This window comes from Salipiger marinus (assembly GCF_035481585.1).
Classification (GTDB): Bacteria; Pseudomonadota; Alphaproteobacteria; order Rhodobacterales; family Rhodobacteraceae; genus Salipiger; species Salipiger marinus.
Window position 1 is genome coordinate 308,802 of sequence record NZ_JAYKSL010000002.1, and the last position, 22,482, is coordinate 331,283.

Here is a 22,482-nt window from a genome sequence, read left to right on the forward strand (position 1 = left end):
CGCGGTGCCGCGCGGCACCACAGCCGTCAGCCGCTGGCCCTCGACCCGGGCGGTGACCAGCCACTGCCCCGCCATCGGGATCACCTCGATCCGCTCGGCGGGCAGGCTGCCGGGGGCGGGGCTGTCGGTCAGGCGCAGATCCTCGGCCCGCACCATCGCAAGCCCGGTCCGGCCCGCAAGCTGCGGTGCCGGATGGCGGCCAAACCACGCGCCACCCCGCACCGGCACCAGATTGGCGGGCGGGGTGCCGACAAACCGCGCCACAAAGGCGCTGGCGGGCTGGTCCAGAAGCTGCATCGGCGGCGCGAACTGTTCGATGCGTCCGCGGTTCAGCACCGCCACATCGGTGGCAAGCGTCATCGCCTCCACCTGATCATGGGTGACATAGACCGAGGTGGCGCCGGTTTCCGTATGGATCCGCGCCAGTTCATGCCGCATCTCGACCCGCAGCGCGGCATCGAGATTGGACAGTGGCTCATCGAACAGCATCACCGGCGGGCGCGGCGCGATCATCCGCGCCAGCGCCACGCGCTGCTGCTGCCCGCCCGAGATCTCGCCGGTATGGCGGCCCGCAAGCTCGGCGATGCCCATCATCTCCAGCGCTTCGCCCACCCGTCTGCGCCGCTCCGGTGCGGCCATGCCCGCCACCTTCAGCGGCCAGTCGACATTGCCCGCCACCGTCATGTGCGGCCAAAGCGCGTAAGACTGGAACACCAGCCCCGCGCCGCGCTTTTCGGCGGGCAGCGACAGCGCGCCGCCTTGGGCCACCAGCCGGTCGCCGAAGCGGATGGTGCCTGCGGTCGGCGCCTCCAGCCCCGCGAGCATGCGCAGGATGGTGGATTTGCCGCAGCCCGAGGGGCCGAGCAGCACCAGAAAGGCGCCGGGCCGCACCGACAGCGAAATGTCGCGGACCACCGGGCCCGTGCCGTAATCCTTGGTCAGCCGGTCAATGGCGATCATGGGCGGCGTCCTTTCAGAAGCTGGGCCAGTGCCGTCGCCGCGACCGAGATCGCAAGGATCACCACGGTGATGGCATTGGCGAATTGCTGGAACCCGTCAGAGGCGTAGCGGTAGGACAGCACCGACAGGACGGGGGTGTCGGGGGTATAAAGCAGCGCCACGATGGCCAGATCGCCCACGACATTGACAAAGACCAGCAGCGCGCCCGCGATCAGGCCACGGCTGGCCAGCGGCAGCGTGATCGCCACCAGCCTGCGCGGGAAGGAGGCGCCGGTCATCCGCGCCGCCTCGTCGATGTCGCCCGCGATCTGCGCCACGGTCGCACGGCCCGTCTGCACCGCGAAGGGCAGCGAGGCGGCGGTCAGCGCCAGCCCCAGCAGCAGCGGCGTGCCGTAAAGCCCCGGAACCGGACCGAAGCCCGCGCCGTAAAGCACGATGAAGGCGGCGCCAAAGGCGATGCCGGGCAGCAGCATCGGCAGGAAGGACAGCTGGTTGACCGTCTCGGTCAGGACGCGGATTCGCGGGCCGGTCAGCACAAGCGCGGCCAGAACGCCAAGGATCACCGCCGCCACCGCCACCGCCACGCCCAGCCCCAGCGTGATGACCAGCGCCTTGACGATCTGCGGGTTGCGAAAGATCCCGGCCTGACCGCGGGCGAAATCGGGATCGGCGGCGCCGGTCCAGAACTGCAGCGTCCAGTCCGAAAAAAGCGCGGATCCCTGCGGCGCAAGGCTGGCGGCGACCAGCAGCAGGATCGGGCCAAGCGTGGTGACAAAGCAGATCGCCATGGCGGTGCAGCAGAGCGGCCAGCGCGCGCGGCCCAGCTTCATCCGGTGCCGCCGCGCGCCCTTGCCCGAGATGGTGGCAAAGCTGCGCCGCCCGACCAGCAGCCGGTTGCCGACCCCCAGCAGGGCGGCTGAGACGAGGATCAGCAGGATCGCCAGCACATAGCCCCGTTCGGCCTGCCCGATCTCGATCATGCCGAACAGGCGGGTGGACAGGGTCTGCATCCGCACCGGCAGGCCCATCAGCGCGGGGGCGGCAAAATTCGACACGGCGGCGGCAAAGGCAAGCGAGGCCCCCGCCAGCAGCGCGGGCGTGACCATCGGCAGCACGATCCCCAGCAGGATGCGGCGCCGCGGAGCGCCCGACATCTCTGCCGCCTCGACGGCATCGCCGTTGAGCGAGGCGAGCGCCGCCGCGACCACGGTGAAGACCAGCGCATAATACTGCGCGATCAGCACGAACAGCGTGGGCAGCAGCCCCCAGGCCAGCCAGTCGGGGCTGTCAAAGCCCAGCCCCGCCAGCATGCCGGTGCTGCCGCCGGTGCGGCTGTTGCGGAAAAGGCTCGACCATGCCAGCGCGGTGGCGAAGCTGGGGATCATGAAGGGCAGCGTCGCCAGCACCCCCAGCGTGCGCGCCAGCGGCACGTCGGTCATCACCACCAGCCATGCGAAAAACCCGCCGATCAGCAGCGATCCGATGGCGGTGCCAAGGCCAAGGATCATCGTATTGCCCAAGGGCTCCCATGTCAGGTTGCGCGACAGGCGGCTGACCAGCACGTCGGACCATGCGGCGCTGCCAAGCGTCTGTCCCAGGATCGACAGCAGCGGCGCCGCCACCAGCAGGATCAGCGGCACCAGCACCACAAGGGTCAGGCCAAGGCGCTTTGGCAGGATCATCACGGTCTCCGCAGGCAGGGCAGGGTGGCAAAAAAGGCGGGCCCCCGCGGGGGCCCGCATCCTTAGGTGGCCCGGAGGGGCGGGGCAGATTACTGCAGCGTCAGGATCAGGTCGGCGACCTCGGCCCGGATCTCTGCGGATTTGACGGCGTCGATCTGCCAGCCGTTGAACTGGTCGAGCGGAATGGCATCCGGATGCGGCGTGATGTCGGTGCGCGTCGCCCAGTCTCCGGCCACGTAGAAGGGCGCAAAGCCCGCGCCGCCGGTGTCGCTGTCATCGCCCATCAGGAAATCGATGGCGAGCCGCGCGGCGGCGGGGTTCTGCGGGGCGGCGGTCAGCGCCAGAACCGCCGGAAAGACGATGCCATTGGCCGGGGCCACCTCATTGGCCACCTGCAGCGCCCAGCCTTCTTCGGCATTGTCGCGCCGGTCGGAATAGCTGGTGAAGCCGATGGGGGCCGCCTCCTGTCCCAGCGTGCCGATGGCCGCGTTGACATCGTCGGTGGAGCCGACCAGCACCAGATCATTGGCGAAAAGATCCGCGATGAACTGCTCGCCTGCGGAGCGCAGGCCGCTGTCGAGCTCGATCGGGGCGCCAAATTCCGCCTCATAGGCGGTGGCCATTTCCTCGGCGCGCAGCACGATCTCTGTCATCAGATCCAGATAGTCACCGCGCTGCAGCGGATCGACCATCACCACCTTGCCTGCCCATTCGGGGCGGGTCAGATCCCACAGGCTGTCGACCGGCGCGCCGTCGGGATAGGTTTCTTCGTTATACATCAGAACCTTGGTCGACAGGCGCTGCGCCAGAAGCGGCGATGTGAACTGCGCGGGCACAAGCTCTGCCACGCGCGGCGGCACATAGGGGGACAGAAGGCCGCTTTCCAGAAGCTCGGTGGTGACCACCGGCGTGTCGGAGACATAGATCACGTCGGCCACCGTCTGGCCTGCTGCCGCCTCGGCCTTCAGCCGGGTGATCTGTTCGGTGGAGGACAGATCGTAGCCGATCATGTCGATGCCGGGATAGGCGGCCTCGAAAGCCTCCTCGACCCGGCCGATGCGGCTGGTGAAGGAATAGACGGTCACGCTGCCTTCGGCCTGCGCCTGCGGCAGCAGGTCGGCGGCGGAGAGCCCGTCAAGATCCTGCGCGGCAGCGGGCAGGGCGAGCGTGGTCAGGGCGAGACCGGCAAGGGTCGAAGTCATAAGTCGCATGGGAAACCTCGGGTCAGGGGGCGTTGCACCCTCTGTGTAGGCTTATCTTGCAAAACATTTATGACATGCAAGATAACTTGCAGAAAATCCCCCACCTATTTGCGCGTCACCCCGTCCGCCTCGAAACTCGCGATCAGCGCGCCCAGATCGGACAGCGAGGAGATGGCCTCGCTCCGCCGCCCCAGCGCAAGGATCAGCGCGTTCAGGATCAGCATGGGCACGGTCAGCGTCTGGAACCCGTCCGGCACGCCGGTGCGCGGCGCGGCAAGCATGCCTTCCGCCGCAGGCCGCAGCAGCGGGCCGACCTCGTCGGCGATGACCAGCGTCCGGGCGCTGACCTGCCGCGCCCGGTCCATCAGCGCGGCATAACCGGGCGGCTGATGGCGGAAGGCAAACAGCAGCACCGCATCCTGCCCGGTGATCCCCAGCGCGGTTTCGGCAAGATCGCGGGCGCTGCCTTCCAGCATCCGCACGTCCACCGCCATGCGCTGCAGCCGCCGTTCCGCCTGCGCGGCCAGCACGCTGGCGTTGCCATGGGCGAAGACAAAGACCCGGCGCCCGTCCAGAATTTCCGCCGCCGCCGCGATCTGTGCCGCGTCCACATGATCGGTCAGACGGCCCAGCGAGGCGGTTTCCAGCGCGATCAGGTGGCGCAGCGGATCCTCTCCCGCCTCGCTCAGCGTGCTGGCCATCCGCGTCGCGGGCTCGCCGCCCAGATAGGCCTGCTGCATCGCGCGCCGGAAGGCGGCATAGCTGTCATATCCCAGCTTGCGCGCCAGCCGCGAACAGGTCGCCTCGTGCAGCCCCGCCCGTTCGGCAAAGGCCGCCGCCGACAGCAGCGCCACATCGCGCGGCGCCTTGACCAGTTCGGCGACAAGACGCTCTTCCGACTGCGTCAGAACCACCGCCCGGTCGCGGATGCGCGCCATCATGTCCATCGCCTGCGCCATGTCGTCTCCCTCGCTGATCCTGCCGGTCTTTCCGGAGGGAAAGCGCGGCTGCCTGTCTGCCTACATCATAATTTCGCACCGGCCCAGAGAGGTGCCGGGCCGCGTCCGGCGATCTGTCTTGGACGCGTGACGGAAATCGGGCTAACGCTTGGCGGGGCAGGGCCGTCATGGCCCCCCCCCAAAGACGGGGCCACGGACAGGACGGACCCATGATGGCCAAGAAAAACGGCGGAGTTTCCTTCTGGTACGAGGCGCTTGGCGGTGTTCCCGGCTATCGCGCGCCGCTGCCCGGCGATCTGGAGGCGGATGTCTGCATCATCGGCGCGGGCTATACCGGGCTCTGGTCGGCCTATTACCTGACCGAACGGGATCCCGACCTGCGCATCGTGATCGTCGAGAAAGAATTTGCGGGGTTCGGCGGATCTGGCCGCAATGGCGGCTGGTGCACCGGCGAATTCAGCTGGAACCGGGACAGCTATCTGTCGACTGGCACCCGCGCCGGTGTCATCGCGTTCGAGCGGCAGCTGCGCGATACCGTGGCCGAGGTGCAGCGGGTGACCGAGACGCATGGCATCGACTGCGATTTCCTGATGACCGACTGCCTGACCTACGCGCAGACCCCGGCGCAATGGCAGCGCCTGCAGCAGGACCACGCCGAAGCCCTGTCATGGGACGTGCCCGCCAGCCGGCTCGAGCTGATCGACGGGGCAGAGGCCGCCGCGCGCATCCGGGTGCCGGATGCCCATGGCGCGCTGGTCCGGCACGGTGTGGCGCGGGTGCAGCCTGCCAAGCTGGTGCGCGGCCTTGCCGATCTGGTCGAACGGCGCGGGGTCAGGATCTATGAACAGACCGCCGTCACCGGCATCGAAAAGGGCCGCGTGTCGACCAGCCGCGGCACGGTCAGGGCCCAGCGGATCCTTCGCGCGACCGAAGGATTCACCCATGGCATCAAGGGGCAGGAACGGGAATGGCTGCCGCTCAATTCCGCGCAGATCGTGACGGAGCCGCTGCCTGACGCGCTGTGGCAGCAGATCGGCTGGGACCGGTTCCAGCTTCTGGGGGATGCCAGCCACGCCTACTGCTATTCGCAGCGCACCGCCGACAACCGCATCGCCATGGGCGGGCGCGGCGTGCCCTATCGCTTCGGCTCCGCGACCGATGTGAACGGCCAGACGCAGCCTGCCACCGTCGCGGCGCTGGTCCGGATCCTGCACCGGATGCTGCCGCAGACACGGGGGCTCGCCATCGACCATGCGTGGTGCGGGGTGCTGGGCGTGCCGCGCGACTGGTGCGCCACCGCAGGCATGGACCGTGCCACCGGCATCGGCTGGGCGGGCGGCTATGTCGGGCTAGGCGTCTCCACGTCGAACCTTGCGGGGCAGACGCTGGCGGATCTGGTGCTGGACCGGCAGACCGAGCGCACCGCGCTGCCCTGGGTCAACCGCCGCCCGCGCAGATGGGAGGTAGAGCCCTTGCGCTGGCTGGGGGTGCACGGCATGTACGGGCTCTATCATCTTGCCGACCGCCTTGAGGCCCGTTCGGGCCGCAGGACCACCTCCGTTCTGGCCAGTCTGGCCAACACGCTGACCGGGCGTTAGCCGCCGCAGGAGAATGCCATGATCGATCTGTCCGTCTTCACCGCCCTGTCCGGCATCGACCTTGGCGCGCTGCAGGACAAGCCGACCACCCTGACCCCCGGCCAGAGCGAGGCGGCGCAGCCGCTCTGGACCTCGCCCGATGGCCAGCTGGAGATCGGGCTCTGGGAATGCACGCCGGGGCAGTTCACCGCCGACCGTTCGGCGGCGGCGGAATTCTGCTATTTTCTGGAAGGCCGGATCGTGATGACCCATCTTGACGGCACGCGGAAAACCCTTGGGCCGGGGGATGCGATCCTGCTGCCCAAGGGCTGGAAGGGCACGTGGGAAATCACCGAGCACACGCGCAAGATCTACGTCTTTTTCGAAGGCTGAACGCCGGAGGGCAGGGCCGCGACGGTCAGCGCAAATCTGCGCGCTGTGCCAGACGGGTGGCGGCGCGGTCGAACCTTGTGCGGGTGGCCTGCCGCGCAGCCTCGGCATCGCGGGCGCGCAGCGCCTCGACCACGGCGCGGTGTTCACCAAGGATGCTGGCGCCAAATTCGCAGGCGGCGGCATTCTTCAGAAAGGCCGAGCGCAGGTTGTTCTGGATCGTGCTTTCGATCATCAGCGTGACCTCGACATAATAGCCGTTGCCGCTGGCCTCGGCGATGCGGCGATACAGCATCAATTCGCTGTCCACCCGCAGATCCAGCGCCGCTTCGGGGCCAAGCCGGTCGGCGGCCTCGAGTTCGGCGAAGATCCGGTCGATGTCGCGCATGTCAGCCTTGCTGCGCATCCCTGCGGCCAGCGCGCTGGCCTCGGCCTGAACCCCGGTGCGCAGCTGCAGCAGTTGCACGATGCGCTTGCGCTTTTCGAAACAGGCGGGGCTGATGCGGAAGGCCGAGCGCTGCGCCGGATCCGTGACAAAGGCGCCGACTCCGCGCCGCGAATCCACCAGCCCGTCATAGCGCAGCAGCGAGATTGCCTCGCGCACCACGGTGCGGGCGACGCCGAAACGTGCCGACAGATCCGCCTCGGTGGGCAGGCGGTCTCCGGGTTTCAGCTGTCCGGTCTCGATGGCCGCGATCAGCGCGGTCGCCACCTCGTCCGGCAGGCGGCGGGGGCGGTCGATCCTTTCGAACAGCGGCGCGGCATCTGGCATGGTGGCTCCTAAGGGGACGGCACTCGCACATTCTACCAGCCGCCCTGTTGTCAGACAACCAGACATATGGCTAGAAAGGCTGACGCAAGGGGAGGGAACGCGGCAGAAACCGGCGGTGCCGGCCTCCGCCGCGTTCCCTCCCCCCTCACAGGAGCCTTTGCATGATCTTTGACCACCGCATCTATACCTGCCGCCCCGGCACCATCAAAAAACACATGGCGCTTTATGAAGAGCACGGCTTTGCCGCGCAGTCGCGGCATCTGGGGGCGCCGGTGCTGTATGGCGCGACCGAAACCGGCGACGTGAACAGCTATGTGCATGTCTGGCGCTATGACAGCCCGCAGCACCGCACCGACTGCCGCGCGGCGCTGGCCGCTGATCCGGACTGGCAGGCCTATCTGCGGCTGAGCGCCGAGGCGGGCTATCTGACCTCGCAGGTCAATTCGATCCTGACGCCCGCGCCGTTCTTCACCCTGCCCGGCACGGAGTGACCCAAGGCCCCCCGCCGCCGCGACAGGCGCGGCGCGCGGGGCCGCCGGTCAGGGCGCTTTTCTGCGCGACACCAGCCCCGCGCCAAGGATCACCATGCCGATCCGGCTGATATGGCTGACCACGACAAACGAAACCTCGAGGTTCAGCGCCAGCGCGACAAGGCTCATCTCGGCCAGCCCGCCGGGGGCAAAGGCCAGCAGGATGCCCTCCACCGGGACATCGATCAGATATTGCAGCCCCAGCGCGAACAGCAGCGCCACCCCCAGCAGGATCACCGTGGATCCGGCGGAGGTCAGCAGGATATGCAGGATGCGGCGGCTGGAGGTGCCCGCGAACCGGCAGCCGACCGTGGTGCCCAGCACGATCTGCGCCACGGCGATCACCCCGCTTGGCACGGTGAACCCGGTGGCACCGGTCCAGTGCAGCGCCATGCTGACCAGCATGGGCCCGATCAGGAAGGGCGCGGGCATCCGCAGCAGGCGACCCAGCCCGGTGCCAAGCGCAATGGCACCCAGAAAGAACGCGACATCCAGCAGCCCCATCTCCGCCAGAGGCCGCCATGCCGCGACGCGCGCGCCGGGATCGGCCCCGGTCACCAGCGTCATCAGCGGCGGCAGGCCCAGCACGACCAGAAAGATGCGCGAGGAATGCATGAGCGCGATGGTGCGTTCATCGCCGCCCCGTTCGGCCCCCAGCAGCACCATGTCGATCAGCCCGCCGGGCATTGCCGAAAAGAACGCGGTGGGACCGTCCATGCGGATCATGCGCCGCAGATAGACGGTGCAGAGCACCGCCGAGACCAGCAGATAGGCGGCAAGCGCGACCAGCGCGGGCCACCAGTCGGCGGCAGTTTCCAGCGTATGGGGGCCGAACTGCGAGCCCAGCATGACCCCGATCACCGCCGACATCGGCGGACGGGCGCGGGCCCAGCCCTTCACCGGCAGATGCAGGATGGAGGCGAGCCCCGTCGCGGTCATCGCGCCCAGCATCCATGACAGCGGCATGCCGATCAGCGTGAACAGCGCGCCCCCCATCGTGCCGATCGCCAGCGCCATGGCAAAGCTCGGGCGCAGGGCCCCCATGCGCCCCGCCGTCATGCCGCCTGTTGGTCGTTGAGGTGGCAGGCAGAGCTGTGGCCGGGCGCGATCTTCCGCCGCTTGGGAACCTCGACGCGGCAGCGCTCATGCGCCATGGGGCAGCGCGGGTGGAAGTGGCAGCCTTTCGGCGGGTCAAGCGGGCTTGGCAGTTCGCCCTTCATCGCGGCGAAGCGGCGCTTGCCCGGACGGATGCGCGGCACCTCGGCCAGCAACTGCTGCGTGTAGGGATGGTTGGGCCGCGCGAACACCTCCGCAACCGGAGCCTCCTCGACGACGCGGCCCAGATACATGATCGCGACCCGGTCAGAGATATGTTCGACCACGCCCAGATCATGGCTGACGAACAGGTAGGTCAGATCAAGCTGTTCGCGCAGGTCCATGAAAAGATTGAGGATCTGCGCCTGAATCGACACGTCGAGCGCCGCGACGCTTTCATCGCAGACAAGGAAATCCGGCTGCACCGCCAGCGCCCGCGCGATGTTGACCCGCGCGCGCTGCCCGCCGGAAAACTGGTGCGGCAGGCGGCGTTTCATCGCCGGATCGAAGCCCGCCTTGCGCAGGTAATCGTCCACATAGGCGCTGCGGTCGCCTTGGATCAGGCCATGAATCTGCGGCGCCTCGGCCACCAGCGTCTCGATGCTCATGCGCGGGTTGAGCGCCGCCATCGGGTTCTGAAAGATCATCTGCGCGGCCAGATCGGCATCGCGCAGCTGCCGTCCGGACAGGCGCTGGCGGTCCTCGCCTTTCCACAGCACCTGCCCCGAAGAGGGCGGCAGGATCCCGGCGGCGATGCGCCCGAGCGTGGATTTGCCGCAGCCGGATTCGCCCACAAGCCCAAGAACTTCGCCCTTGCGCACGGTCAGGTTGACCTCATCCAGCGCATGGACCACGGGGGCAGGTTTGGCCGCACCAAGCGCGATGGCGATGCGTGCGGCCAGATCGGGGCGGCTGCCGAAGGTGCGGGACACCTGACGCAGGTCCAGCAGGGGGGCGGTGGCGGGGGTCTCGGTCAGGCTCGTACTCACGCAAGCGCCTCCTCATGCGGGTGGAAACAGCGGTGATAGGTCTGGTCCGTGCCAAAGCGGCCGGGGCGTTCGGCGCAGGTGCTGTCGGCGCGGGCGCAGCGGGTGCGGAAGGCGCAGCCCTGCGGCATCCGCGCCAGACCGGGCGTGACCCCGGGGATCTGTGCCAGCCGGGTGCCACGGGTGTTTTCCGACGGGACCGACCGGATCAGACCGCGCGTATAGGGGTGGCGCGGTCGTTGCAGCACCTCGGTGATCGGGCCGGTCTCGACGATGCGCCCGCCATACATGACGGCAATGCGGTCAGCGAGCCCCGAGACGATGGCCAGATCATGGGTGATCCAGATCACCGCCGTGCCCTGATCCTCGGTCAGCTTCTGGAATTCCGAGATGATCTGCGCCTGAATCGTCACGTCGAGCGCGGTGGTGGGCTCGTCCGCGATGATGAGGTCGGGCCGGTGCAGCAGGGCGATGGCAATGGCCACCCGCTGCCGCATCCCACCCGAGAACTGGTGCGGATAGGCCGCCAGCCGCTCCTCGGGGCTGGGGATGCCCACCTGACCCAGCGCGTCGCGGGCCCGCGCATGGGCCTCCTGCCGGGACAGGGTTTCATGCGCGTGCAGGGTTTCGGTCATCTGGGTGCCGATGCGCAGCACCGGGTTCAGGGTCATCATCGGATCCTGAAAGACCATGGCGATGCGCCGCCCGCGCAGCGACCGGCGGGTTTCGGGATCGGCCTTGGCAAGATCGCTGCCGTCGAACAGGATCTGCCCTGCGGCGATGCGGCCCGGAGGATCGACAAGCCCCATGATCGAAAAGCCGGTGACGCTTTTGCCCGATCCGCTTTCGCCGACGAGCCCCAGCACCTCGCCGCGGTGCACCTGCAGCGACACCTCGTCCACGGCGCGCAGATCCCGGCCGTCGCTGGGAAAGACCGTCACAAGGTCGCGAACGTCGAGCAGCGGGGTCATCGGGCGTTCCTCGGGTTGAGCACGTCGCGGAGCCTGTCGCCGACGAGATTGATGGAGACGATGGTGATCAGCAGCGCGATGCCGGGATAGAAGCTGATCCAGTAGAGCCCCGAGAGCAGATACTGATAGCCATTGGCGATCAGCATGCCGAGCGAGGGCTGCGTGACCGAGGCGCCAAGCCCCAGAAAGGACAGCGTGGCCTCCAGCCCGATGGCGCGGGCGACCTGCATCGTGGCGATGACGATGATGGGCGCAAGGCAGTTCGGCAGCAGATGGCGCAGCAGCACCCGATGGCCGGGGATGCGCAGGCAGCGCGCGGCTTCGATATATTCCTTTTCGCGCTCGACCAGGGCCGTGCCGCGCGCGGTGCGGGCATAGGTCGCCCATTCCGCCACGATGATCGCCAGCACCACGTTGGTGACGCCATTGCCAAGGATCGCCAGCACCATCAGCGCCATCAGGATGGTCGGGAAAGACAGCTGCAGATCCACGAGCCGCATCATGAACGTCTCGGTGCGTCCGCCCATATAGGCGGCCATCAGCCCCGCCGTGGTGCCGATCAGCGCGGCCACGAATGCCGAGGCGATGCCCACGATCAGCGAGGTGCGCAGCCCGTAGAGGATACCCGACAGGATGTCGCGGCCCTGCCCGTCGGTGCCAAGGTGATAGGGCACGCCGGAAAAGCTTTCCGATCCGGGCGCCAGACGGCTGTCCATGATGTCGAGCTGCATCAGGTCATAGGGATCCTGCGGCGAGATCAGCGGCGCGAAGATCGCGGCTCCGATGACCAGCAGCAGTCCGACCGCGCCAAGCAGGGCGGCGGGGGCGGAAAAGAAGCGCCGGATCGCGGGCCAGACGCGGCGCGGTGGCGGCGCTTCGGTCACCGCGATATCCGCGGCGTCGGCGAGCTTGGTGTCCATGGCGGATTATCCCTTGCCGTCGAGCCGGACACGCGGGTCCAGCAGCGTATAGCAGATGTCGATGATGAAATTCAGCGACACGAACAGCACGACCATCATCATCAGGTAGGCCACGATGACGGGCCGATCCAGCAGGTTGATGCTGTCGATGATGAGCTTGCCCATCCCGGGCCAGCCGAAGATGCTTTCGGTCACCACGGAAAAGGCGATGAGCGAGCCGAATTCCAGCCCGATGATGGTGACCACCGGGATCATCAGGTTCTTGAGGATGTGGACCAGCACGATCCGGTTCTCGCGCAGGCCCTTGGCGCGGGCGAACTTGACGAAATCCTGCATCACCACCTCCTGCACGCCCGCACGGGTCAGCCGCAGGATGAGCGAGGTCTTGAACAGGGCGAGGTTGAGCGCGGGCAGGAACAGATGCGCCAGCCCGTCGCTGGTGAGAAAGGACCAGCGCGCGCCCAGAAACTCCGCCGTCTCGCCCCGCCCGTTGGAGGGCAGCCAGCCCAGCTGCACCGCAAAGAGCAGGATGAACATCAGCCCCACCCAGAAGGTCGGCAGCGAAAACCCGAGGATGGAGCCGGTCATGATCAGCCGCGACGACAGCCGCTCAGGATAAAGCCCGGCGTAAAGCCCCAGCGGCAGGCCCACCACCAGCGCGATCAGCATGGCGCAGAGCGCCAGTTCCAGCGTCGCGGGCAGGCGTTCCACGATCACGTCCAGCGCGGGCTTGCTGTAGACGAAGCTGTCGCCGAAGTTGCCCTGCGTCAGCCCGTGCAGAAAGCTCAGATACTGGCGCCAGAGCGGCTGGTCGAGCCCGAGATTCTGCATCACGCGCAGCCGTTCGGCCTGATTGAGGTCGGGATTGATGAGGATGTCGACCGGGTTGCCGATCACGTTGAGGCCAAGAAAGACGATCAGCGTCATCGCGAAGATGACGAACCCCGCCTGAATCGCGCGGCGTATGAGGGTGGTGATCATGGGCTTGCTCCTCCGGGTTCAGTCGACGCTGATCGCCATGCCGTCACGCTGCGGATCCGCCGCGCCCGAGGAGACCCCGTCCTTGATCCGGATACCGTGCAGGGCGGCGAAGGCATAGGTCTGCGGCGAACGCACCACCTCGTAGCCCTGCGCGCGCAGGTCATCGGCGACGGAGCGGCGGATGCGGTTGCAGATGTCGATGCTGTTGGACACGCCCACCAGCCGCGGCGCTGCCACCGCCTCGTGAATGCCCATGCCGAAATCGAGCATGTTGATGATGCCCTGCGCCACGGTGGGCGCGATATAGCTGCCCCCCGGCGCCCCGATGACGATGGCGGGGGCGTCGCCGTCAAAGACGATGGTGGGGGCCGCCGAACTGGCGCGGCGCTTGCGCGGCGCGATGGACGCGGCCTTGCCCGGGCGCGGGTCGAACCGGCCCATGAGCCCGTTATACATGAAGCCGAGCCCGTCGGTGATCGCCCCCGAAGGCGAGCCCAGCGAATGGGTCAGGGCCACGGCATTGCCCTGCTTGTCGACCACGGAGATATGGGTGGTGTCGCGCTGCGACAGGTCCAGCCGTTCGACATTGGCCCGGTCGCCGCTGCGGATGCGCGCGGCAAGATCCGCAGCATGGCTCTTGGACAGCAGCGCCTCCACGGGCACGTCGACATAGGCCGGATCGCCCATATGGGCGTCCTTGTCGATGGTCATGTATTTCATCGCCTCGAACAGCGTGCGCACATAGTCGCTGGACCCGTGACGCATCGCGCCAAGGTCGAAATTTTCGAGGATGTGCAGCAGTTCGATCATCGGCAGGCCCGATCCCGGCGGCGGGCTGGAGGCGATGCGGTGGCCGCGATAGCTGCCCCAGAGCGGTTCGGCCTTGGTCACGGCATAGTGCGCCAGATCCTCCAGACCGATCAGCCCGCCCTTGGCGGCAAAATCCGCAGCGATCTGCTCGGCGATCTCGCCGTGATAGAAGATGTCAGAGCCGCCGCTTTCGGCGACGCGGCGCAGCGTGCGGCCAAGATCGGGGTTGCGCAGGATCTCTCCGACATTGCGCAGCTGCCCGTCTGGATGGAAATAGACGCGCCTGCCGGTTTCGGAAAACCGCAGCTTGTCCATGGTGTTGGCCTGCCCGTCGGCGGTCTGGTCCTTGGTCCAGTACCAGTGCATGTGCGGGCGGATCTTGAAGCCGTCCTCGGCATAGCGGATGGCGGGCGCGATCAGGTCGGCCCAGTCCCAGCTGCCATACTCGCGCAGCGCCGTCTCGTACCCCTTGAGCGAGCCGGGCGTGCAGCAGGCGAGATAGCCGATTTCGGAGATGTTGTTTTCGAGGATGAAGCCGAACCCGTCGCGGCTCTGGCCCTTGAGCTTGTCGAGCCACATGTCCGGGGTCGCGGCGGCGGGCGCCAGCGCGTAGAATTCGAGGATCTCGTGCAGGCCGCGGCTTGGCATATAGACCTGCATCGAGCCGAAGCCGCCGATGCCCGACATCTGCGGATCGACCACGCCCTGCACGAAGGCGCAGGCCAGCGCCGCGTCGACGGCATTGCCGCCGCGCTCCAGCACCTCGGCCCCGGCCTCGACGGCTTCGGGCTGCGGCGCCACGATGGTGGCGTTGCGGATCATGCGCGCATCTCCTTCAGCGTGCGGGTCAGGAAGGCCTTGACGGGCCCAAGGCATTTGAGCCGGTCATGGGACACGCCGGGCACCTCGTCGAAGGTGACGCGGACGCCCGCCGCCTCGAAGGATTTCTGCAGGCTGCGCAGCCGTTCCGGCCGGGTCGCGCCCGCGTCATTGGCGCCCTCGATGTAATAAGTGGCGCCGGGCTTGTGGGTGATCTCCCATGTCTCGAGATCGAGCCCGCCCACGACCATCTGCACCGGCACCTTTGCCAGCGCTGCGGCATCGAAGGGGCGACCGAACTTTTCGGCCAGATCCCGAATGCCCACCCACCAGTCGCGGTCCGGGTCAAGCAGCGTCACCGATCCCGGCGCGCCGATGCAGGCGGCCCACAGCTTTTCCGGGTGCAGGATGGCGAAGCGATGGGTGAAATGCCCGCCGCCGGAATAGCCGAACATGGCGAATTGCGACCAGTCCTGACCGTATTTTTCGGCCATCTCGGCCACCATGGCCAGCACCACCTCGTCGTAGCGGATGTCGCCCTCGCGCATGTATTTGTAGCCCGAGCGTGCGCCGTCGCCGCGCACGTTCACCGGAAAGATCGGGCAGAGAATGGCGCAGTCATTGTAGAGCCCGAATTCGGCAAAGCCGTCGCGGAATTCCAGCGCCGAGGTGCGTCCGGTGCCGTGCACCGCGACCAGCAGGTCGACCTTGCGCCCCTCTGCGGCGGCGGGGGGGACGTAAAGCAGCATGTGAAACCGCGGATCGGCGCTGGAGGCGAAGATCGCCGTGTCGCCATAGTCGTAAATCGCGCGGGCGCGCTCTGTGGCGCCGCCCGGTGCAAGCTCCTGCATGGGATCTCCTGTGGGGGAAGGGTCGTCCGTGCCGCGTGGGAGGGCGCGGCAAAAGGCGGGGGGCAGCACCTGCCGCCCCCCGCAGTCGGGGAGTTATTCGACGCTGCCGTGCACCTCGTAGGCGAGCGTGTACTTGTCGCTGCGCGGGGTGAACTCGATGCTGCTCTTGGCGCCCAGAACCACGTTTTCGTAATGCATGGGCAGCAGCCACGTATCGTTGAAGGTCAGTGCAGAGACCTGCTGCAGCAGCGGTTCGCGGTCCGCCTCGTCAAGCGTCGAGGTCGCCTGTTCCAGCAGGTCGTTGATCTCGGTCACGTTGATGCCGCCGCCGTTGTAGCGGCCCGTGCCCTTGTCGGCATCGCGGCCCGCGACCACCGCCAGCGCCGGGTTCGACACCTCGCCGGTGTTCACGCCCCAGGAACCGAGGAACAGCGAATATTCTCCGTCCGAATAATTGTTGGAATAGACCGACCACGGCATCACTTCGACCTTGGTGTCGATGCCGATGCGGCTCAGCATCTGGCCTGCGGCCTGCAGCACCTCGCTGTCATTCACATAACGCCCGGACGGGCCGTGGATGGTCATCCCGAAGCCGTCGGGATACCCCGCCTCGGCCAGCAGCGCCTTGGCGCCTTCGGGATCATAGGCGACGTTCCCGACCTCGTCGGAATGGCCAAAGAAGCCTTCGGCCACGTATTGATGCGCCACGGTGCCGTTTTTCTGCATCACGCGGTCCACGATGGCCTCGCGGTTCATCGCCATCAGCAGCGCTTTGCGCACCCGTGCATCCTTGAACGGGTTGCTGTCCAGCGGCGTGCCATCCTTGGCGGTGACGAAGGGCGACACGTCGCGCGACACGTCCATGCCCAGATAGACCAGCCGGGTCGACTGGCCGCGGATCACCTCGAGCCCGTCGCTGGACTCGACCCGGGCGACCCCCTCGGCGGGCAGGTTCTCGATCAGGTCCAGATCGCCCGCCAGCAGCGAGGCAAGGCGGCCACCGTCATCGGGCACAAGCCGCAGCGTGACCTTGCTCCATTCCGAGGGGCCGTCGAATTAGTCGTCGTTGCGCTCCAGCTCGATGCGGTCGCCGGGGGTGTAGGAGACCAGCTTGAACGGGCCGGTGCCCACGGCGGCGGGGCCGTTTTCGAACTCGGCGACACCGGCCTCGGCATAGTCGGAGCTGATGATGCGGATCCGGCTCAGCGAGTTGAGGATCATCGGATCGGGCGCCGTTGTTTCCACCACGACCGTATGCGGATCCTCGGCGGTGACTTCGGCGATGTTGCGGGTATAGGCGGCGAAGGCCTGGCTTTCCTTGTCGCGGGCGCGGATCAGCGAGGCGATCACGTCCTCGGCGTCAAAGGCCGAGCCGTCGTGAAAGGTCACGCCCTCGCGCAGTTTGAAGCGCCAGTGCGTGTCATCGACGATCTCCCATTCTGAGGCCAGCTGCGGCTTGTTCTCGGCGGAGCCGCCCCGGTTGATCAGGCTGTCCCAGATGTGGCGGCTGGCGGCGTTGTTCGGCGAATTCGAATCCTCGTGCGGATCAAGCGAGGTGATCGGGGCAGCCATGCCGATGGACAGATGCGCCTCTTGAGCAAAAGCCGGGCTGGCAGTGGCGGCGACCAGGGCGAGGACGGAGCCATGGAAGCGGCGCCGGGTCATGGAATGCATCAATGTCAGGTTCCCTTGCTGGATGTCTGCCCGCCTTCGGCTGGGCGTTTTGATCGGGATGTGGCCATCGCCGATGCCCCGACAAAACGAAACGTGAGGCCTATGTGTCAATTTTATTTTACGCTTGTTTCGTTAAATGAAACGCATAAGTTCACTGGTAGAAAGCAATTTCCAGGCGAGGCGAGATGCAGGATTATATAGTCAAATCAGTAGATAAAGCGATTGACCTGCTGATGGCCGTTGCGCGCAAGCCGAACATTGGCGTAACGGAACTGGCGAAAAAAACCGGGGTGACCAAGTCCCGTGCCTTCCGTCTGTTACACACAATGGAACAGCGCAAGATCATCAAACGGACCAGTGAAAGCACCTATGGGCTGGGAGAGGCCATGCTGGTGCTTGGCATCACGGCCAGCACCCAGACCGATGTGATTCGTCTTGCCACCCCGATCCTCGAGGAACTTTGCCAGCGGGTGAACGAGACGGTGCAGCTGCGCATCGTCGACGGGCTTGATGCGCTCTGCATCGCCAAGGCGGAGCCGTCGCGCGATCTGCGGGTGCATGCGAATGTGGGGCGCCGCAGGCCGCTTTATGCCGGATCTCCGAAATGTCTGCTGGCCTTCCAGCCGCAGGAGTTCATCGACCGCTGCGTGCCGCTGAAGCCGCCAGCGCTGACCGCGCACACGCCCAAATCCCGCGCCGCCATTCTGGAAGAGCTGACAAAAATCCGCAGGCAGGGCTATTGCGTCAGCCGTGGCGAGGTCAGCGACCATCAGGTGTCCTGCGCGGCCCCGGTCTTTGCGCTCGACAATTCCGTGGTGGCGACGATCCATGTGGTGGCCCCGGCCTTCCGCATCCGCGAGTCGGAGCTGGAGCACATCATCCGCATCGCCACCTCCGCCGCGCAGCGGCTGTCGCGGGCGCTTGGCTGGTCCGAAGACGAGGCGGCGGTCTGAGGGCTCAGGCGCTGTCGAGCGGCAGGGAAAACCCGGTCTTGACCCGGTCCATGACGGCGCTGGTGCGAAAGCGCAGGATGTTGTCTTCGGCAAAGAAATGACGGCGGGTGAAGGCGTCGTAATCGGCCATGTCGCGGGCGGAGAGGATCAGGATAAAATCCGCGTTTCCGGTGACATAGTAGCACTGCATCACTTCGGGCGCGGCCTGCATCGCGGTCTTGAACCGGTCCAGATCCGCCTTGCGTTCGTTCTGCAGCGTCACCTCGACGATCAGGATCAGCCCGCGCCCGACCCGCGCAGGATCCAGCACGGCGATCTCGGCCTCGATGATGCCGCTGGCGCGCAGCCGCGCCAGCCGTTTGCGGCAGGCATCGGGCGACAGTGCCACCTGTTCTGACAGGGCTTCGGCGGTGGCGCGGGCATTCCGCTGCAACGCCTCGAGGAGGAGGGCATCAAATCTGTCCATGCGGCAGGGATCGCGCAGAATCGTCCCAAAGCGAAGCAGGAACTGCCGCCCGGTCCGGAAATGCGCGCGGTTCGCGCCTGCCGGTCCGGAAACCGGCCCAAGGGTGGCGCAGATTTCCGGAACCGGCAGCCGCGTCTGCGCTAGGCTCTGGAACAGTGAAAGGAGCTACTCATGGTGCATATCTTCCGGAACCCGTGGCGCGGCGAAGGGCTTGACGAGGCGGGGCTGCTGCCGCTGGCAGAGGCGGGCGACGTGGCGGCCCTGCTGCAGCGCTGTCCGGCCCATGCGGCGACCCCCCTGCGTCCCGCGCCGGATCTGGCGGCAGAGCTTGGGATCGCGGCGCTGTGGCTGAAGGACGAGCGCGCGCGCATGGGGCTGGGCAGCTTCAAGGCGCTTGGCGCCGCCCATGCCATCGCGCGCGAGGCGGCAGCGACCGGGGCAGAGGATCTGCGCCATGCGCTGCGGGGGCGGGTCTATGTCACCGCCAGCGCGGGCAATCACGGCCTTTCCGTGGCGGCGGGCGCCCGGCTTTTTGGCGCGCGCGCGGTGATCCATCTGGCCGAGACCGTGCCGGACGCCTTTGCCACCCGGCTGCAGGACAAGGGGGCCGAGGTGGTGCGCTCCGGCGCCACGTATGAGGACAGCATGCGGGAAGCCGCCCGCGCGGCGGAGGTGCAGGGCTGGACACTGCTGTCGGACAGTTCATGGCCGGGATATACCGAGCTGCCCCTGCGCGTGATGGAAGGCTATCTGCAGCTGGCCGCCGAGGCTGCCGCGCAGATCGACGCGCCGCCGACCCATATCCTGCTGCAGGCCGGGGTGGGCGGGCTCGCCGCTGCCGTGGCCGCCCATGCGCGGCATGTCTGGGGGCAGGCGCCGCAGATCGTGGTGGTGGAGCCCGAGGCGGCCCCGGCGCTGCGCGACAGCCTGCGCGCGGGCCGGGTGGTGGACACGCAGGGCCCCATTTCGATCATGGGGCGGCTCGACTGCAAGACGCCGTCGCTAATCGCGCTCAACGGGCTGGCGCGCGATGCCGACGCGATCGCCACCATTTCGGAGGAGGAGGCGCAGCGCGGCGTCGACCTGCTGGCCCGGCACGGCCTTGCCACGACCGCCTCCGGTGGGGCCGGGGTCGCGGCGCTGCTGGCGGGGCTCGACCTGCCCCCCGACGCGCGGGTGCTGGCCATCCTTAGCGAGGGGCCGGAACTGGGCTGACCGCGCGCGGCCTTTGTGGCGGTCAGGCGAAGCGCTTGGCCCCCGCCACACAAAGACCGACAAGCGCCGTGACCACGATCATCGACCCTGCCACCGGCTCGCCCAGAAGCAGGCCCGCCAGCGCCAGACCGAAGAAGGGCTGCAGCAGCTGCAGCTGGCCCACGCCCGCGATCCCGCCAAGCGCGAGACCGCGATACCAGAACATAAATCCCACCAGCATGCTGAAGACCGACACATAGCCAAGCCCCAGCCATTCCGGCAGGCTGACCTCTGAAAACCCCGCGGGCCAGCTGGCCAGCATCACCGCAGCCATGCCCGGCAGCGCCAGCACCAGCGCCCAGGAGATCACCTGCCAGCCTCCCAGACGGCGGGACAGGGTGGCGCCTTCGGCATAGCCCAGACCGCAGATCAGGATGGCGCCCAGCATCAGCAGGGTGCCGGTCAGCGTGCCGCCATCCCCCTGCCATCCGGCAAACAGCGCCACGGCAAGGCTTCCGGCACAGGAGAACAGCCAGAAGACGGGGCGGGGCCGCTCCCTGCCGCGCAGCACGCCGAAAAGGGCTGTGGCGAGCGGCAGCAGCCCGATAAAGACGATGGACTGCGCCGACGTGATGTGGCGCAGCGCCAGCGCCGTCAGCAGCGGAAAGCCCACGACCACCCCCGCAGCGGTAAGGGCAAGCGGGACAAGGTCGCGCCGCTGCGGCCATGCCTGACGCAGCAGCAGCAGAAGCGCAGCCCCCAGCAGGGCGGCGATCACCGCCCGGGCGGAGGTCAGGAACAGCGGGCTGAAGCCCCCGACCGCGACCCGCGTCGCCGGAAGCGAGCCGCTGAATATGATCACCCCGAGCATCCCGCTGCCCCAGCCCGCACCTGTCTGCGTCATCACCTGCTCCTTGTGGTTCCTTCCCGGATAGGGATTTGCCGCTGGCGGGGACAGGGACAGACCCATACAATTGCGCCAAACTGTATGGATCGCACGAAGGATACACTTGGCCCCATGGCACAGGCATCGCGCACGGCAGAGGTGATGGAGGCGATCCGCCGCAGGCTGGCGACACGCGCCCTTGCCCCCGGAGAGCGTCTGCCCTCGATCCGGCGGTTCGCGGCGGTGATGGGAGTGTCACCCTCGACGGTGGTCGAAGCCTATGACCGGCTGGCCGCCGAGGGGGTGATCCGGTCCCGCCCGGGGTCGGGCTTTTATGTGGTGGGGGTGGCGCCCTCGTTGGATCTGCGGGCGCCGGGGCCGCAGCGCGACCGCGCGGTGGATCCGTTCTGGGTCTCGCGCCAGTCGCTGGATGCCGGGGCCGGGGTGCTGAAACCCGGATGCGGCTGGCTGCCCCCGGACTGGATGCCGCAGACCGCGCTGCGGCGGGCGCTGCGCCAGCTTGCCCGTGCCCCCGACGCGCTGCTGGCCGAATATGGCAGCAGCCTTGGCCCGCCCCGGCTGCGCCGCATCCTTGCCCGCCACTGCGCCGAGGAAGGGCTGGAGATCGGCCCCGACGCGCTTCTGCTGACGCCCTCCGGGTCGCAGTCCATCGACCTTGTCTGCCGCTATCTGCTGCGCCCCGGCGACACGGTGCTGGTGGATGACCCCTGCTATTTCAATTTTCAGGCGCTGCTGCGGGTCCACAAGGTGCGGATCGTCTCTGTGCCGTTCACGGCCTCGGGGCCGGATCTGGACCTGTTCGCGGCGGCGCTGGCCGAGCATCGGCCCCGGCTCTACATCACCAATTCCGCGCTGCACAATCCCACCGGCGGCACGCTCACGGCGCAGACCGCGCATCGGCTGCTGGTGCTGGCGGGGGCGCATGACCTGACCGTGATCGAGGACGAAACCTTTGCCGCGCTGGAGCCCGAACCGTCGCCGCGCCTTGCCGTGCTGGACGGGCTGGAGCGGGTCATCCGCATCGGCAGCTTTTCCAAGACGCTGTCGGCTGCCGCCCGCTGCGGCTATGTCGCGGGCCCGCCCGACCTGATCGCCGCGCTGACCGATCTGCAGGTGGCCACCAATTTTGGCGGGCCAAGTGTAGCGGCGCGCCAGCTTCCGGACATAGCTACAACAACTTCCGGACGGAAATTTTTTCCCGGTGCTGATTGATGTCAGGGAAGGCTAGCCGGTGCTTCTGGAGAGTTGACGGTGGCAGCAACCGTCAACTCCATTTTTTCGCGGACGGACGTCAGCACCCGCCGTAGTTTTTGTTCCCGCTTGCCGTGATGGTATAGGCGCCGCCACGCGGCCCCACTACCAGCACGGCATAGGCGTCGAGATAGTGCCGCGAGAGCGCGGTGAGGAGCGCGGGGATCATGTCATGCGTCGATCGTCAGGCCCTTGCCTGCGGCGAAGGCCACGAGCCCCCGGCGGTAGGCTACCATCTCGTCATCACTCATCGCCCGCGTGTGGAAACCGAGGAACGCAATGCTCGCGCCAATGCCCTGAGTGGTGCTGTTCTTCCCGAACTGACAAAAATCTGCGGTGCCGCTCGGGTCAGCGCCCAACTCGGCATAGGTTTTCGAGGCGAGCTGTCCGTTCCGCCCCACCGCAGCGACGCCATCTTCCCGAACCGTGAACACCAGCGCCCTCCATCCGGAGTCGATCCCGGAGCCATCAGCGCTCAGTGGCACGATTCCGGAGGTGCTGCCCAGTGGGGGGTAGAAGACCTGAGCGTTCG

Annotated in this window: 22 protein-coding genes and 1 pseudogene; 6 read left to right on the plus strand and 17 right to left on the minus strand. The window is 67.4% G+C overall.

The annotated features are described in order from the left end of the window. From VK682_RS04630 to VK682_RS04645, 4 genes are all read right to left on the minus strand, one after another. A partial coding sequence (locus tag VK682_RS04630; protein WP_324781511.1) for an ABC transporter ATP-binding protein occupies positions 1-960 on the minus strand: 960 nt, incomplete at its 3' end. Next, positions 957-2,642, minus strand: coding sequence for an ABC transporter permease (locus VK682_RS04635; RefSeq protein WP_165616738.1), 1,686 nt, complete (start codon positions 2,640-2,642; stop codon positions 957-959). The genes VK682_RS04630 and VK682_RS04635, both read right to left, overlap by 4 nt. A gap of 89 nt (positions 2,643-2,731) precedes the next feature. Continuing rightward, positions 2,732-3,853: an ABC transporter substrate-binding protein gene (locus VK682_RS04640; RefSeq protein ID WP_230796276.1), complete on the minus strand. Its 1,122-nt coding sequence runs from the start codon at positions 3,851-3,853 to the stop codon at positions 2,732-2,734. A gap of 95 nt (positions 3,854-3,948) precedes the next feature. Beyond that, positions 3,949-4,803, minus strand: coding sequence for a MurR/RpiR family transcriptional regulator (locus VK682_RS04645; protein ID WP_230796275.1), 855 nt, complete (start codon positions 4,801-4,803; stop codon positions 3,949-3,951). Positions 4,804-5,012: 209 nt separating this feature from the next. Here VK682_RS04645 and VK682_RS04650 point away from each other — a divergent pair, with 209 nt between their 5' ends. Together VK682_RS04650 and VK682_RS04655 are read left to right on the plus strand one after the other, a co-directional pair. Next, on the plus strand, positions 5,013-6,401 hold the full coding sequence (locus VK682_RS04650) for an NAD(P)/FAD-dependent oxidoreductase (RefSeq protein WP_230796272.1): 1,389 nt from the start codon (positions 5,013-5,015) through the stop codon (positions 6,399-6,401). A gap of 18 nt (positions 6,402-6,419) precedes the next feature. Then, on the plus strand, positions 6,420-6,773 hold the full coding sequence (locus tag VK682_RS04655) for a cupin domain-containing protein (RefSeq protein WP_324781512.1): 354 nt from the start codon (positions 6,420-6,422) through the stop codon (positions 6,771-6,773). A gap of 25 nt (positions 6,774-6,798) precedes the next feature. Here VK682_RS04655 and VK682_RS04660 read toward each other — a convergent pair whose 3' ends face one another. Beyond that, positions 6,799-7,542: a FadR/GntR family transcriptional regulator gene (locus VK682_RS04660; protein WP_230796268.1), complete on the minus strand. Its 744-nt coding sequence runs from the start codon at positions 7,540-7,542 to the stop codon at positions 6,799-6,801. A gap of 161 nt (positions 7,543-7,703) precedes the next feature. Here VK682_RS04660 and VK682_RS04665 point away from each other — a divergent pair, with 161 nt between their 5' ends. Continuing rightward, positions 7,704-8,033 (plus strand): NIPSNAP family protein, encoded by a 330-nt coding sequence (locus VK682_RS04665; protein WP_089844824.1) that lies wholly within the window; start codon positions 7,704-7,706, stop codon positions 8,031-8,033. A gap of 48 nt (positions 8,034-8,081) precedes the next feature. On the opposite strand, the gene VK682_RS04670 is transcribed toward VK682_RS04665, so the two are convergent. The 8 genes and pseudogenes from VK682_RS04670 to VK682_RS04705 all read right to left on the minus strand — a co-directional run bounded on the left by VK682_RS04670 (position 8,082) and on the right by VK682_RS04705 (position 17,179). Beyond that, entirely contained in the window at positions 8,082-9,116 is a 1,035-nt protein-coding gene (locus tag VK682_RS04670; protein ID WP_230796266.1) for an AbrB family protein, read from the minus strand. 11 nt (positions 9,117-9,127) lie between these two features. Beyond that, complete coding sequence (locus VK682_RS04675) at positions 9,128-10,156, minus strand: ABC transporter ATP-binding protein (RefSeq protein ID WP_230796265.1); 1,029 nt, start codon at positions 10,154-10,156, stop codon at positions 9,128-9,130. Further along, the gene (locus VK682_RS04680) at positions 10,153-11,124 is read right to left on the minus strand and encodes an ABC transporter ATP-binding protein (protein WP_230796264.1); all 972 of its coding nucleotides are present in this window, start codon (positions 11,122-11,124) and stop codon (positions 10,153-10,155) included. Before VK682_RS04680 ends, VK682_RS04675 begins: the two co-directional genes overlap by 4 nt. After that, positions 11,121-12,044, minus strand: a complete 924-nt coding sequence (locus VK682_RS04685; protein ID WP_089844831.1) for an ABC transporter permease — start codon at positions 12,042-12,044, stop codon at positions 11,121-11,123. Before VK682_RS04685 ends, VK682_RS04680 begins: the two co-directional genes overlap by 4 nt. A 6-nt stretch (positions 12,045-12,050) precedes the next feature. Then, on the minus strand, positions 12,051-13,025 hold the full coding sequence (locus VK682_RS04690) for an ABC transporter permease (protein ID WP_230796263.1): 975 nt from the start codon (positions 13,023-13,025) through the stop codon (positions 12,051-12,053). 18 nt (positions 13,026-13,043) lie between these two features. Next, the gene (gene ggt / locus VK682_RS04695) at positions 13,044-14,657 is read right to left on the minus strand and encodes a gamma-glutamyltransferase (RefSeq protein ID WP_207543558.1); all 1,614 of its coding nucleotides are present in this window, start codon (positions 14,655-14,657) and stop codon (positions 13,044-13,046) included. Next, entirely contained in the window at positions 14,654-15,505 is an 852-nt protein-coding gene (locus VK682_RS04700; RefSeq protein ID WP_230796262.1) for an alpha/beta hydrolase family protein, read from the minus strand. The genes ggt and VK682_RS04700 overlap by 4 nt, the downstream gene beginning before the upstream one ends. A 93-nt stretch (positions 15,506-15,598) precedes the next feature. Further along, a pseudogene (locus VK682_RS04705) lies at positions 15,599-17,179 on the minus strand (ABC transporter substrate-binding protein). Between the two features lie 185 nt (positions 17,180-17,364). Here VK682_RS04705 and VK682_RS04710 point away from each other — a divergent pair. After that, entirely contained in the window at positions 17,365-18,132 is a 768-nt protein-coding gene (locus VK682_RS04710) for an IclR family transcriptional regulator (protein ID WP_269061992.1), read from the plus strand. 4 nt (positions 18,133-18,136) lie between these two features. On the opposite strand, the gene VK682_RS04715 is transcribed toward VK682_RS04710, so the two are convergent. Next, a complete protein-coding gene (locus VK682_RS04715) occupies positions 18,137-18,598 on the minus strand; it encodes an Lrp/AsnC family transcriptional regulator (protein WP_089844839.1) in 462 nt (153 codons plus the stop codon). A 171-nt stretch (positions 18,599-18,769) separates the two neighbouring features. Here VK682_RS04715 and VK682_RS04720 point away from each other — a divergent pair, with 171 nt between their 5' ends. Beyond that, the gene (locus VK682_RS04720) at positions 18,770-19,813 is read left to right on the plus strand and encodes a pyridoxal-phosphate dependent enzyme (RefSeq protein ID WP_230796260.1); all 1,044 of its coding nucleotides are present in this window, start codon (positions 18,770-18,772) and stop codon (positions 19,811-19,813) included. A 22-nt stretch (positions 19,814-19,835) separates the two neighbouring features. On the opposite strand, the gene VK682_RS04725 is transcribed toward VK682_RS04720, so the two are convergent. After that, on the minus strand, positions 19,836-20,696 hold the full coding sequence (locus VK682_RS04725) for a DMT family transporter (RefSeq protein WP_230796259.1): 861 nt from the start codon (positions 20,694-20,696) through the stop codon (positions 19,836-19,838). Between the two features lie 114 nt (positions 20,697-20,810). On the opposite strand from VK682_RS04725, the gene VK682_RS04730 reads away from it, so the two are divergent. Continuing rightward, entirely contained in the window at positions 20,811-21,911 is a 1,101-nt protein-coding gene (locus tag VK682_RS04730; RefSeq protein WP_324781513.1) for an aminotransferase-like domain-containing protein, read from the plus strand. 79 nt (positions 21,912-21,990) lie between these two features. Here the strand turns inward: VK682_RS04730 and VK682_RS04735 are convergent, their stop codons facing one another. Beyond that, the gene (locus VK682_RS04735; protein WP_324781514.1) at positions 21,991-22,119 is read right to left on the minus strand and encodes a hypothetical protein; all 129 of its coding nucleotides are present in this window, start codon (positions 22,117-22,119) and stop codon (positions 21,991-21,993) included. Between the two features lies 1 nt (position 22,120). Further along, positions 22,121-22,482 (minus strand): hypothetical protein (locus VK682_RS04740; RefSeq protein ID WP_324781515.1); only part of this gene is annotated, 362 nt, incomplete at its 5' end.

What these genes read in the sequence shown, in the direction of transcription:
- VK682_RS04635 (WP_165616738.1), bottom strand. Translation starts at nt 2,642, where the DNA reads ATGATCCTGCCAAAGCGCCTTGGCCTGACCCTTGTGGTGCTGGTGCCG.
- VK682_RS04640 (WP_230796276.1), bottom strand. Translation starts at nt 3,853, where the DNA reads ATGCGACTTATGACTTCGACCCTTGCCGGTCTCGCCCTGACCACGCTC.
- VK682_RS04645 (WP_230796275.1), bottom strand. Translation starts at nt 4,803, where the DNA reads ATGGCGCAGGCGATGGACATGATGGCGCGCATCCGCGACCGGGCGGTG.
- VK682_RS04650 (WP_230796272.1), top strand. Translation starts at nt 5,013, where the DNA reads ATGATGGCCAAGAAAAACGGCGGAGTTTCCTTCTGGTACGAGGCGCTT.
- VK682_RS04655 (WP_324781512.1), top strand. Translation starts at nt 6,420, where the DNA reads ATGATCGATCTGTCCGTCTTCACCGCCCTGTCCGGCATCGACCTTGGC.
- VK682_RS04660 (WP_230796268.1), bottom strand. Translation starts at nt 7,542, where the DNA reads ATGCCAGATGCCGCGCCGCTGTTCGAAAGGATCGACCGCCCCCGCCGC.
- VK682_RS04665 (WP_089844824.1), top strand. Translation starts at nt 7,704, where the DNA reads ATGATCTTTGACCACCGCATCTATACCTGCCGCCCCGGCACCATCAAA.
- VK682_RS04670 (WP_230796266.1), bottom strand. Translation starts at nt 9,116, where the DNA reads ATGGGGGCCCTGCGCCCGAGCTTTGCCATGGCGCTGGCGATCGGCACG.
- VK682_RS04680 (WP_230796264.1), bottom strand. Translation starts at nt 11,124, where the DNA reads ATGACCCCGCTGCTCGACGTTCGCGACCTTGTGACGGTCTTTCCCAGC.
- VK682_RS04685 (WP_089844831.1), bottom strand. Translation starts at nt 12,044, where the DNA reads ATGGACACCAAGCTCGCCGACGCCGCGGATATCGCGGTGACCGAAGCG.
- VK682_RS04690 (WP_230796263.1), bottom strand. Translation starts at nt 13,025, where the DNA reads ATGATCACCACCCTCATACGCCGCGCGATTCAGGCGGGGTTCGTCATC.
- ggt (WP_207543558.1), bottom strand. Translation starts at nt 14,657, where the DNA reads ATGATCCGCAACGCCACCATCGTGGCGCCGCAGCCCGAAGCCGTCGAG.
- VK682_RS04700 (WP_230796262.1), bottom strand. Translation starts at nt 15,505, where the DNA reads ATGCAGGAGCTTGCACCGGGCGGCGCCACAGAGCGCGCCCGCGCGATT.
- VK682_RS04710 (WP_269061992.1), top strand. Translation starts at nt 17,365, where the DNA reads ATGCAGGATTATATAGTCAAATCAGTAGATAAAGCGATTGACCTGCTG.
- VK682_RS04715 (WP_089844839.1), bottom strand. Translation starts at nt 18,598, where the DNA reads ATGGACAGATTTGATGCCCTCCTCCTCGAGGCGTTGCAGCGGAATGCC.
- VK682_RS04720 (WP_230796260.1), top strand. Translation starts at nt 18,770, where the DNA reads ATGGTGCATATCTTCCGGAACCCGTGGCGCGGCGAAGGGCTTGACGAG.
- VK682_RS04725 (WP_230796259.1), bottom strand. Translation starts at nt 20,696, where the DNA reads ATGACGCAGACAGGTGCGGGCTGGGGCAGCGGGATGCTCGGGGTGATC.
- VK682_RS04730 (WP_324781513.1), top strand. Translation starts at nt 20,811, where the DNA reads ATGGCACAGGCATCGCGCACGGCAGAGGTGATGGAGGCGATCCGCCGC.
- VK682_RS04735 (WP_324781514.1), bottom strand. Translation starts at nt 22,119, where the DNA reads ATGATCCCCGCGCTCCTCACCGCGCTCTCGCGGCACTATCTCGACGCC.